This is a genomic window from Streptomyces sp. NPDC058457 (assembly GCF_042720695.1).
Taxonomy (GTDB): domain Bacteria; phylum Actinomycetota; class Actinomycetes; order Streptomycetales; family Streptomycetaceae; genus Streptomyces.
The window spans coordinates 72140-85171 of record NZ_JBHXLU010000020.1 but is presented as its reverse complement, the minus strand read 5'-3'; the positions used below and the strand labels follow the sequence as shown (position 1 = coordinate 85171).

Here is a 13032-nt window from a genome sequence, read left to right as displayed (position 1 = left end):
CGTTGCTGTCGGGTGCGACGGTGGTGGTGGCGCCGACGGGTGCGGTGGATGCGGGGGTGCTGCGGTCGTTGCTGGTCGACTGCGCGGTGTCGCATGTGCATGTGACGGCGGGCCTGTTCCGGGTGATCGCGGAGCAGGATCCGCAGTGTTTCGCGGGTGTGCGTGAGGTGTTGACGGGTGGTGATGTGGTGCCGGTGGGTGCGGTGCGCCGGGTGCTGGAGGCCAGTGCGGGTGTGGTGGTGCGGCATTTGTACGGGCCGACGGAGGTGACGCTGTGCGCCACGCAGCACGAGGTGGGTTCGCCGGAGGTGCTGGGTGAGGTGCTGCCGATCGGTGGGCCGTTGGACGGTACCCGGGTGTATGTGCTGGACGAGTGCCTGCAGCCCGCACCGGTTGGTGTGGCGGGTGAACTGTATGTGGCGGGTGCGGGGTTGGCGCGCGGTTATCTGAACCGCCCGGGCCTGACGGGTGAGCGGTTCGTCGCGGACCCGTTCGGTGTGGCGGGTGGGCGGTTGTACCGTACGGGTGACCGTGTGAAGTGGTCGGCGGATGGTCGGCTGGTGTTCGCGGGCCGTGCGGATGATCAGGTGAAGATCCGCGGTTTCCGGGTGGAGCCGGCTGAGGTGGAGTCGGCGGTGGCCGCGCATTCGCTGGTGGCGCAGGCCGCGGTGATCGCGCGTGAGGACGTGCCGGGTGACAAGCGCCTGGTCGCGTACGTCGTCGGGGACGGCGACAGCACCGAACTGGCCACCAATGTCCGTGAGTTCGTGGCTGGGCGGTTGCCGTCCTACATGGTTCCGTCGGCGGTGGTGGTGCTGGAGGAGTTGCCGCTGACGGTGAACGGCAAGCTGGACCGCAAGGCCCTGCCCGCCCCCGAGTACGCCGCCGGCGCGGGCCGGGCACCGGCCACGGCGCAGGAGGAGCTGCTGTGCCAGGCGTTCGCGCAGGTCCTGGGACTCGACCGGGTTGGCGTGGAGGACGACTTCTTCGCTTTGGGCGGCCACTCCCTGCTGGCGACCCGACTGGTCAGTGAGGTGCGGGAGTCGCTGCGGACCGAACTGCCGATCCGGGCGGTGTTCGAGGCACGGACGCCGGAGGGGCTCGCCGGCTGGCTCGCCAGTCAGATCGAGACCCAGAGCATGGCTAGGCCCACTCTGCGGCCGATGCGTAAGCAGGAGGACTACTGACGATTCCGTTGTCGTTTGCGCAGCGTCGGCTGTGGTTCCTGAGTCAGTCGGAGGGGCCGAGTGCGACCTACAACATTCCGCTGGCGCTGCGGCTGACCGGGGATGTGGATCGGGAGGCCCTCGCCGGCCGGCCCGCCAGTCAGATCGAGACCCAGAGCATAGCTAGGCCCACTCTGCGGCCGATGCGTAAGCAGGAGGACTACTGATGATTCCGTTGTCGTTTGCGCAGCGTCGGCTGTGGTTCCTGAGTCAGTTGGAGGGGCCGAGTGCGACCTACAACATTCCGCTGGCGCTGCGGCTGACCGGGGATGTGGATCGGGAGGCTCTCGCCGAGGCGTTGCGGGACGTGGTGGGGCGGCACGAGGTGCTGCGCACAGTCTTCCTGGCCGAGAACGGGGAGCCGTACCAGCGGGTCCTCAAGGTCGAGGACAGCGGGTTCGAGCTTGCGGTCGAGGCGGTTTCCCAGGAGTCGCTGTCCAGCGCCGTGAGCGGGGCGGTCGCGTACGCGTTCGATCTGTCCGCCGAAATCCCGCTGCGGGCAACGCTGTTCACGGTGAGCCAGGGCGACCATGCGTTGGTGGTGGTGGTTCATCACATCGCCGGGGACGGCTGGTCGACGGCGCCGTTGGCGCGGGACGTGTCGGTGGCGTATGCGGCGCGGGCGGCGGGTCGGGCACCGGAGTGGGAGCCGCTGCCGGTGCAGTACGCGGACTACGTGCTGTGGCAGCAGGAGTTGCTCGGCGACGAGCAGAACCCGGACAGCGTGCTCTCGCGGCAGCTGGCGTACTGGCGCAAGACGCTGGCCGGGGCGCCGGCCGAACTGGAGCTGCCGACTGATCGGCCGCGTCCCGCCGTGGCCAGTCATCAGGGCCATGCGGTGGCAGTCGAGCTGCCGGCCGGCGTGCACGAGCGTCTGGTGAAGGTGACCAGGGAGCGGGGGGTGACCCTGTTCATGGTGGTGCAGGCCGCGCTGGCGGTCACTCTCAACCGGTTGGGTGCGGGGAACGACATCCCGATCGGGGCGGCGATCGCCGGACGCACCGAGAAGGCCTTGGAGGACCTGGTCGGGTTCTTCGTGAACACGTTGGTGATGCGCACGGACCTGTCCGGTGACCCGACCTTCGACGAGGTGCTGGAGCGGGTGCGGGAGACCAGCCTGCGCGCGTTCGAGCATCAGGATGTGCCGTTCGAGCGGCTGGTGGAGGAGTTGTCGCCGGTCCGGTCGATGGCCCGGAACCCGCTGTTCCAGGTCATGCTCACGGTGCAGAACACGGCTTCGGCGGCGTTGGATCTGTCCGGGGCGGGCTCGCTGCCTTCGGCTCTGGCGTCGTCAGCGGGTCTGGGGGCGTCGAAGTTCGACCTGGAAGTGAGTCTTGGTGAGGTCTTTGATGCGCAGGGCAAGCCGGCGGGTATCCGGGGGAGGTTGATCGCGGCTGCGGATCTGTTCGATGCGGGGACGGTGGAGCGTTTCGCGGGTTGGCTGCTGCGGGTCGTCGAGACGGTTGTCGCTGAGCCGCAGACGCGATTGTCGGCGGTGGATGTGCTCGATCCGGCTGAGCGTCGCCTGCTCTTGGAGGAGTGGAACGACACGGCGGTCGAGGTCGAGGTGGCGTCGTCGACGTTGCCGGGGTTGTTCGCGGCGCAGGTGGCGCGGACGCCGGATGCGGTGGCGGTGGTGTCTGAGGGTGTCGAGCTGTCGTATGCGGAGTTGGATGCGCGCGCCAATGCGGTGGCGCGGCGGCTGGTCGAACTGGGTGTGGGCGCGGAGTGCGGTGTCGCGGTGCTGATGGAGCGGTCGGCCGAGTTGGTGGTGGCGTTGCTCGCGGTGGTGAAGGCGGGCGGTTACTACGTTCCGCTGGACGCCCGGTATCCGCTGGCGCACCGTCGGACGATCGTCGGGGAGACGGGTGCCTCGGTCGTCCTCACCGATGCCGAGCTGCGGGGCCAGGCGGCCGAGCTGGGTCTGGCGGTGTTGGAGGTTTCCGGCGCGGGCGCTGCGGAGCCGTTGGAGATCTCCTGTGATGTGGAGGGGTTGGCCTATGTGATGTACACCTCCGGCTCGACGGGTCGGGCGAAGGGTGTGGCGGTGACGCATGCGGACGTGGCGGCGCTGGCGCGGGACCGGCGGTTCGCGGGTGCGGGGTTTGAGCGGGTGCTGCTGCATTCGCCGTACTCTTTCGATGCGTCGACGATGGAGTTGTGGGTGCCGTTGCTGACGGGGCGTCGGGTCGTGGTGATGCCGGCCGGTGATGTCACGGCGGTCTCGGTGGCCGAGGTGGTCTCCTCGTTCGGGGTTACGGCGCTGTGGTTGACGGCGGGGCTGTTCGCCGTGGTGGTGGAGGAGGATCCGGGGTGTCTGGCCGGGGTGCGTGAGGTGTGGGCCGGTGGTGACGTGCTGTCGCCGGTGGCTGTGGCCCGGGTGCGGGCGGCCTGCCCGGACATCGTGGTGGTGAATGGGTACGGGCCGACCGAGGCCACCACGTTCGTCGCCACGCACACCGTGGTGGACGGCGAGGGCGCGCTGCCGGTCGGGCGGCCGCTCGACAACATGCGTGCCTACGTGCTGGATGCCGCGTTGCGTCCGGTGCCGGTGGGTGTGGCGGGTGAGTTGTATGTGGCGGGTGCGGGGTTGGCGCGTGGGTACGTGGCGCGCCCGGGGCTGACGGCTGAGCGGTTCGTCGCCGATCCGTACGGGCCGGCGGGTGGCCGGCTGTACCGCACCGGAGACCTGGCGCGGTGGAACGCCGACGGCGAGCTGGAGTATCTGGGTCGTGCGGACGAGCAGGTGAAGATCCGTGGTTTCCGGATCGAGCCGGGTGAGGTGCAGGCCGTCCTGGCTGCTCACCCGGGCCTGGAGCAGGCCGTGGTGCTGGTCCGTGAGGACGTGCCGGGCGACAAACGCCTGGTCGCGTACGCGGTTCCGGCCGACGTCGACGCCAGTGCGGATGAACTCATCACCAGCCTGCGGGAGTTCGCGGGCGAGCGGTTGCCGGCGTACATGGTTCCGTCGGCTGTGGTGGTGCTGGAGGAGCTGCCGCTGACGGTGAACGGCAAGGTGGACCGCAAGGCGCTGCCGGCGCCGGAGTATGCGGCGGGTGCGGGTCGGGCGCCGGCGACGGTGCAGGAGGAGCTTCTGTGCCAGGCGTTCGCCGAGGTCCTGGGACTCGACCGGGTCGGGGTCGATGACGACTTCTTCGCCCTGGGCGGTCACTCGCTCCTTGTGGTTTCCCTGGTGGCGAACCTCCGTGCGCGGGGTGTCTCTGTCTCGGTGAAGGCCCTGTTCCAGACGCCGACGCCGGCCGGGCTGGCCGGCGCTGCCGGGCCGGTCCAGGTGGTGGTCCCGCCGAACCTGATTCCCGAGGGTGCTGTCGAGATCACGCCCGGGATGCTGTCGCTGGTGGAGCTGACCGAGGCGGAGATCGAGCGGATCGTGGCCACGGTCGAGGGCGGTGCGGCCAATGTGGCGGACGTCTACCCGCTGGCCCCGCTCCAGGAGGGCTTGCTCTTCCACCATCTGATGGCGGATCAGGGCACCGAGGCGGATGTCTACGTACTGCCGTCGGTGTTGGGATTCGACTCGCGGGAGCGCGTGGACGAGTTCCTGGCGGCACTGCAGCGGGTGATCGACCGGCATGACATCTGCCGCACGGCGTTCGTGTGGGAGGGCCTGGCCGAGCCGGTGCAGGTGGTGTCGCGTCGGGTGGAGCTGCCGGTCCAGGAGGTCGTGCTGGACCCGCAGGGCCCCGACCCGGTGGAGCAGTTGAGGGCTATTGCCGGGTCGTGGATGGATCTGACCCGGGCGCCCCTGATGACGGTCCACATCGCGGCGGAGCCCGGCGGTGACCGCTGGTTGGCACTGCTGCGAACCCACCACATGGTGCAGGACCACACCTCGCTGGATGTGCTGTTCGGGGAGGTGCGGGCATTCATGTCCGGCCATGCCGACACGTTGCCGGAGCCGTTGCCGTTCCGCGACTTCGTGGCGCAGGCCCGCCTCGGTACGCCACGCGAGGAGCACGAGCGGTACTTCGCCGAGCTGCTCGGGGACGTCACCGAGACGACGGCGCCCTTCGGTGTGCTGGATTTGCATGGTGACGGCACCGCCGCGGTGCGCTGCCAGGTTCCCCTCGATGCTGAGGTGGCCGGCCGGGTGCGTGAGGTGGCGCGGCGGCAGGGTGTGAGTGCGGCGACGGTGTTCCACTTGGCGTGGGCGCGGGTGCTGGCCGCGGTGAGCGGTCGTGAGGATGTGGTGTTCGGTACGGTGCTGTTCGGCCGGATGAACGCGGGCGCCGGTTCGGACCGGGTGCCGGGTCTGTTCATGAACACCCTGCCGGTGCGGGTGCGGTTGGACTCGCAGAGTGCGGGTGAGGCGCTGGACGGCATGCGGGGCCAGTTGGCCGAGTTGCTGGCGCACGAGCACGCGCCGCTTTCGCTGGCGCAGCAGGCGAGCGGGATGACGGGCGGCAGCCCGCTGTTCACCTCGATCCTCAACTACCGCCACGGCCAGGCACCGGCGGCCGGGATCGGTCCCCGCCTTGAGGGCGTCGGGGTGCTGACCGTGAGCGACCACACCAACTACCCCGTGAGCGTGTCCGTCGACGACCTCGGGAGTGGCTTCAGCCTGATCGTCGAAGCGGTGGCACCGGCCGATGCGGAGCGGATCTGCGCGCTGTTGCAGGCCGCCGTCACGAACCTGACTGCCGTCTTGGAGGAGGCTCCGCAGTCGCGGTTCGCGGCGGTGGGGGTGCTGGGTGAGGCTGAGCGCCGTCAGGTTGTCGAGGAGTGGAACGACACGGCGGTCGAGGTGGCGTCGTCGACGTTGCCGGGGTTGTTCGCCGGGCAGGTGGTGCGGACGCCGGATGAGGTGGCGTTGGTGTTCGAGGGCGTCGAGGTGTCGTACGGGGAGTTGGATGCGCGGGCGAACCGGCTGGCGCGGTTGCTGATCGGCCGGGGTGTGGGCCCGGAGTCGGTGGTCGCGGTGATGATGGAGCGCGGCGTGGAGCTGGTGGTGTCGCTGCTGGCGGTGGTGAAGGCTGGTGGTGCGTATCTGCCGGTGGATCCGGAGTATCCGGTGGAGCGGATCGCCTATGTGCTGGATGACGCGGCGCCGGTGTGTGTCCTGACGACGGAGCGGTGTGCACGGGTGCTGCCGGACTCGGTTGACGGGCCGGTGCTGGTGCTGGACTCCGCCGAACTGCGCGCCGAGTGCTCGGGCTTCGAGGAGGTGCAGCTGACGGATGCCGATCTGGTTGTGCCGCTGCTGCCGGCCCATCCGGTGTATGTGATTCACACGTCGGGTTCGACCGGGCGTCCCAAGGGGGTCGTGGTCACTCACCAGGCGCTGGTGAACCATTTGCGGGCGGCCGGGCAGCGGGTTCCGTTGGGGGCTGGCGACCGTCTGCTGGCTGTGACGACGGTGTCTTTCGACATCGCGGCGCTGGAGTTGTTCCTGCCGTTGGTGTGCGGGGCGGCTGTGGTGCTTGCCGAGCGGGAGACGGTACGTGATCCGGCGGCGTTGCGGGAGTTGGTCGACGCGGGTGGGGTGACCGCTGTTCAGGCTGTTCCGTCGCTGTGGCGGGCTCTGCTGTCCGGTGAGGCTGACTGGCCGCGCGAGGTGCGGGTGCTGGTCGGCGGTGAGGCGCTGTCTGAGGAGTTGGCGGGCCGGATGCGGGAGCTGGGCCTGTGGGCGGTGAACCTGTACGGTCCGACGGAGGCCACGGTCTGGGCGACCTCGGCCGAGGTCGGCGAGGGTCCGGTGACCATCGGGCGTCCGTTCGCCAACATGCGTGCCTACGTGCTGGATGGGTTCCTGCAGCCGGTCCCGGCAGGTGTGGCGGGCGAGTTGTATCTGGCGGGTGCGCAGTTGGCTCGGGGGTACCTGGGCCGGCCTGGGTTGAGTGCTGAGCGGTTCACTGCCGCGCCGTTCGGGCCGCGGGGTGAGCGGATGTACCGCACGGGCGACCTGGCCCGCTGGCGCGGGGACGGGACGCTGGAGTGCCTGGGACGGGTCGACACGCAGGTCAAGGTGCGTGGCTTCCGGATCGAACTGGGTGAGATCGAGGCCGCGCTGGAGCGTCACGAGCTGGTGGCACAGGCGGCGGTGACGGTCAACGGGAGCGATGCGGGGGATCAGCGGCTTGCCGGGTACGTCGTGCCCCGGGCCGGCGTGCAGGTGGATGCGGCGGACCTGCGGGCCCACCTCGCCCGGAGCCTGCCGGAGTACATGGTTCCGTCGGCTGTGGTGGTGTTGGAGGAGTTGCCGCTGACGGCGAACGGCAAGGTGGACCGCAAGGCCCTGCCCGCACCGGACTATACGGGGCCGGCGGGTGGGGGTCGGGGTCCGGTGACGGTGCAGGAGGAGTTGCTGTGCCAGGCGTTCGCGCAGGTGCTGCGGCTGCCCGCGGTCGGTGTGGAGGATGACTTCTTCGTGCTGGGTGGTCATTCGCTGCTGGCGATGCGGCTGATAGTCCGGGTGCGCGCGGTGCTGGGCGTGGAGTTGCCCCTGCGGATGCTGTACGAGCGTCCGACGCCGGCCGCGGTCGCGGCGTGGATGGGTGAGGCCGGCGCGGGCCGTGCGGCGTTGGTGCCGGTGGTGCGTCCGGAGCGGGTGCCGCTGTCGTTCGCGCAGCGACGGCTGTGGTTCCTACGGCAGTTGGAGGGTCCGAGCGCGACCTACAACATCCCGCTGGCGCTGCGGCTGACCGGGGAGTTGGACCGTGGGGCCATGGCTGAGGCGTTGCGGGACGTGATCGGGCGGCACGAGGTGCTGCGCACGGTCCTGCCGGTGGCGGATGGTGAGCCGTTCCAGCGAGTGCTGTCGCTGGAGGAGTGCGGCTTCGAGCTGTCGGTGGTCGAGGTGGCGCCGCAGGAGCTGGATGCGGCGGTGGCGGAGGCGGTCGGGTACGCGTTCGACCTGACGTCGGAGATCCCGCTTCGGGCGACGCTGTTCGCGCTCGGCGAGGACGACCATGCGTTGGTGGTGGTGGTTCATCACATCGCCGGGGACGGCTGGTCGACGGCGCCGTTGGCGCGGGACGTGTCGGTGGCGTATGCGGCGCGGGTCGCGGGTCGGGTGCCGGACTGGGCGGCGCTGCCGGTGCAGTACGCGGACTACGCGTTGTGGCAGCGGGAGTTGCTCGGGAGTGAGGACGATCCGGGCAGTGTGCTGTCCGGGCAGGTGGCGTACTGGCGTGAGGCGTTGGCCGGGGTCCCGGAGGAGCTCGTCCTGCCCACTGACCTGGCGCGGCCCGCGACACCCACCCACCGCGGTCACACAGTGGGGCTGGAGATCCCCGCAGGGCTGCACGAGGGCCTGCTGTCGGTGGCCCGGGAGCAGGGGGCGACCTTGTTCATGGTGCTGCAGGCGGCGTTGGCGGTCACCCTGAACCGGATCGGTGCGGGCACGGACATCCCGATCGGTGCGGCGATCGCCGGGCGCACCGATGAGGCGCTCAACGATCTGGTCGGGTTCTTCGTCAACACGTTGGTGATCCGTACCGAGCTGTCCGGTGACCCGACCTTCGGTGAGGTGGTCGAGCGGGTCCGGGAGACGGGCCTGCGCGCGTACGAGAACCAGGATGTGCCGTTCGAGAAGCTGGTGGAGGAGTTGGCGCCGGCGCGTTCGGTGGCCAGTCACCCGCTGTTCCAGGTCATGCTCACCCTGCAGAACACCGCCGCGGCCTCCGGCGATGGCCGGTCCGAGCTGGAGCTGCTGGAGCTGCCGGGGTTGCGGGTCGGCCGGCAGGCCGCTGGAACGGGGGTGGCGAAGTTCGACCTGAGCATGTCGCTCGGGGAGGTCTTCGACGCCCAGGGCGCTCCGGCGGGCCTGCGTGGTGTCATGGTTGCGGCAGCCGACTTGTTCGACGCGGACACGGCCGAGCGGATCGCGGTCTGGCTGGTTCGCGTCCTTGAGACGGTCACGGCCGAGCCGCGGACCCGGCTTGCGGCGGTGGCCGTGCTGGGTGAGGACGAGCGGGAGCGGATCCTGACGCGCGGGCGAACCACGCGTCAGGTGCAGACCGTGCTGGCCACGCAGCCCGGCTTGGCTCAGCTGGCGGTCATCGAGCGCGAGCACGATGCGGACGACGACCAGGCATCCCGGACGGGAGCCAGCGGGAGCCTGGTCGCCTATGTCGTACCCGCCGACTCCGGCGCTGATCACGCAGCGTTGGCGGACGCGGTGCGGCAGTTCGCCGGCGACCGCCTGGCGGAGCAGCTGGTGCCCTCCGTGGTGGTGCTGGACACGCTGCCGCTGACGTCGGACGGGGCGCTGGACCTCGCGGCCCTGCCCGCACCGGACGACTCCGGCACCGCGGATGAGGACGTCCGGGTGAGCCGTGGTCCCGCAACGGTGCAGGAGGAGATCCTGTGCGCCGCGTTCGCACACGCCCTGGGGCTGGAGAGCGTCGGCGTGGAGGACAACTTCTTCGCCCTGGGGGGTCACTCCCTGCTGGCGGTGTCGCTGGTGGAGTACCTGCGGGTCCGGGGTGTGTCGATCTCCATCCGCACCCTGCTGCGCAACCCCACGCCGGCCGGGCTGGCCGGCGCTGCCGGGCCGGTCCAGGTGGTGGTTCCGCCGAACCTGATTCCTGAGGGTGCCGTCGGGATCACGCCGGAGATGCTGCCGCTGGTGGAGCTGACCGAGGCGGAGATCGAGCGGATCGTGGCGGAGGTCGAGGGCGGTGCGGCCAATGTGGCGGATGTCTACCCGCTGGCCCCGCTCCAGGAGGGCTTGCTCTTCCACCATCTGATGGCGGATCAGGGGTCCGAGGCGGATGTCTACATGCGGCCGTCGGTGTTGGGATTCGACTCGCGGGAGCGGGTGGACGCGTTCCTGGACGCGCTGCGGGAGGTGATCGACCGGCATGACGTCTACCGCACGGCGTTCGTGTGGGACGGCCTGGCCGAGCCGGTGCAGGTGGTGTCGCGTCGGGTGGAGCTGCCGGTCCAGGAGGTCGTGCTGGACCCGCAGGGCCCCGACCCGGTGGAGCAGTTGCTGGCGATCGGCGGATCGTGGATGGATCTGACCCGGGCGCCCCTGATGACGGTCCACATCGCGGCGGAGCCCGGCGGTGACCGCTGGCTGGCACTGCTGCGAATGCACCACCTGGTGGGGGACCACACCTCACGGGACGTGCTGCTCGGGGAGCTTCGGGCATTCGTGTCCGGCCGTGCCGACACGTTGCCGGAGCCGTTGCCGTTCCGCGACTTCGTGGCGCAGGCCCGCCTGGGTACGCCGCGGGAGGAGCACGAGCGGTACTTCACCGAGCTGCTCGGGGACGTCACCGAGACGACGGCGCCGTTCGGGTTGCTGGATGTGCATGGTGACGGCACCGCCGCGATGCACTGCCAGGTTCCCCTCGATGCTGAGGTGGCCGGCCGGGTGCGTGAGGTGGCGCGGCGGCAGGGCGTGAGTGCGGCGACGGTGTTCCACCTGGCGTGGGCGCGGGTGCTGGCATCGCTGTCGGGCCGTGACGATGTGGTGTTCGGTACGGTGCTGTTCGGCCGGATGAACGCGGGCGCCGGTTCGGACCGGGTGCCGGGTCTGTTCATGAACACCCTGCCGGTGCGGGTGCGGGTGCGGTTGGACTCGCAGAGTGCGGGTGAGGCGCTGGACGGCATGCGGGGCCAGTTGGCTGAGCTGCTGGTGCACGAGCACGCGCCGCTCTCGCTGGCGCAGCAGGCAAGTGGGGTAACGGGCGGTAGCCCGCTGTTCACCTCGATCTTCAACTACCGGCACAGCGAGGCCGCTGCACAGGGCAGTGGCCCCGGCCTTGAGGGCGTCGGGGTGCTGACCGCGAGCGACCCCACCAACTACCCCGTGAGCGTGGCCGTCGACGACATGGGGAGTGGCTTCTTCCTGACCGCCAAAGCGGTGGCACCGGCCGATGCGGAGCGGATCTGCGCGCTGTTGCAGGCCGCCGTCACGAACCTGACTGCCGCTTTGGAGGAGGCTCCGCAGACGCGGTTGTCGGTGGTGGGGGTGCTGGGTGAGGTTGAGCGTCGCCTGGTGGTGGAGGAGTGGAACGACACGGCGGTCGAGGTGGCGGCGTCGACGTTGCCGGGGTTGTTCGAGGAGCGGGTGGGGCTGGCTCCGGCTGCGGTGGCGGTGGTGGCTGACGGTGTCGAGGTGTCGTACGCGGAGTTGGATGCGCGGGCGAACCGGTTGGCGCGTCATCTGATCGGTGCGGGGGTGGGGCCGGAGTCGGTGGTGGCGGTGTGCCTGGAGCGCGGTGTGGACCTGATGGTGTCGTTGCTCGCGGTGGCGAAGGCGGGCGGCGCGTACATGCCGGTGGATCCGGGGTATCCGGCGGAGCGGATCGCGTACATGGTGCGGGACGCCGCTTCGGTGCTGGCTGTTGCGAGCCGGGCTACGGCCGGGGTGCTGGCGGGGTCGGTCCCGGTGGTGGTCCTGGACGATGCTGCGACGGTTGCGGAGCTGGCCGGGTTGTCGGGTGAGGGGGTGACGGATGCGGAGCGTCGGTTGCCGTTGCTTGCGGCGCATCCGGCGTATGTGATCTACACGTCGGGGTCGACGGGGCGCCCGAAGGGTGTACTGGTGTCGCATGCGGGTGTGGCGCACCAGGTGGCGGGTCATGTGCGGTGGTTGGGGGTTGGTGCTGGTTCGCGGGTGGGGCAGTTCGCCTCGGCGGGTTTCGACACCTTCGGGTGGGAGTGGTTCATGGCGTTGCTGTCGGGTGCCGCGTTGGTGGTCATTCCGCAGGACCGGCGGCTGGGTGAGGCGTTGCCGGTGTTCCTGGCGGAGCAGGGGGTGACGCATGTGACGTTGCCGCCAGCGGTGTTGGCGACGCTGGACGCGGGTTCGGTGGATCGTGGCGTGGTGGTGGTGACGGCGGGTGAAGCGTGTCCGTCGGAGGTGATGGCGCGCTGGGCCGAGGGTCGCAGGATGTTCAACTCCTACGGCCCGACGGAGACGACGGTGGATGCCACGTTGTGGCGGTGCGATCCGGCGTCGTCGGTGGTGGCGATCGGCACGCCGGTGGTCAACACCCGGGTGTACGTGCTGGACGAGTCTCTGCAGCCCGTACCGGTCGGTGTGGCGGGCGAGTTGTACGTTGCGGGCGCGGGGCTGGCCCGCGGCTACCTGGGCCGTGCGGGGCTGACCGGGGAGCGGTTCGTGGCGAACCCCTTCGGTGCGCCGGGCGAGCGGTTCTACCGCACGGGTGACCGGGCGCGGTGGACGGCTGAGGGGCAGTTGGTGTTCGCGGGTCGTGCGGACGAGCAGGTGAAGATCCGTGGTTTCCGGATCGAGCCGGGTGAGGTCGAGGCGGTGGTGGTCGGGCATCCGCAGGTCGCGCAGGCGGCGGTGGTGGTGCGTGAGGACGTGCCGGGTGACAAGCGTCTGGTGGCCTACGTGGTGCCGGCCGTTGATGGTACGGGCGAGGAACTGGCGGCCGTGGTGGCTGCTTTCGCGGCCGAGTGGTTGCCGCAGTACATGGTCCCCGCCGCGGTCGTGGTCATGGACGCGCTGCCGCTGACCGTCAACGGCAAGCTGGACCGCAAGGCCCTGCCGGCCCCCGACCTGGGCCCTGCGGCCGCCCACCGGCCCCCGACCACGCCACGCGAACAGCAGCTCTGCGAGGCGTTCGCGCAGGTGCTGGGAGTTGCGTCGGTCGGGCTCGACGACGACTTCTTCGCCCTGGGCGGTCACTCGCTGCTGGCGGTGCGACTGGTCAGCCGGATCCGGAAAGCACTCAACGTGGAACTGCCCATCCAGGCCATCTTCGAGGCACCGACGGTCGCCGGTGTGGCAAAGCGGCTCGAATCGGCGAACAAGAAGGCACGGCCCGCGTTCCGGGCAATGCGCGGGAACAAGGAGTCCTGA

Annotated in this window: 1 protein-coding gene; it reads left to right on the top strand. The window is 70.2% G+C overall.

Features of this window, described 5'->3' with window-relative positions:
* Positions 1 to 1392: 1392 nt before the first annotated feature.
* Positions 1393 to 13032 (top strand): amino acid adenylation domain-containing protein, encoded by an 11640-nt coding sequence (locus ACFWPS_RS18465; RefSeq protein ID WP_383706273.1) that lies wholly within the window; start codon positions 1393 to 1395, stop codon positions 13030 to 13032.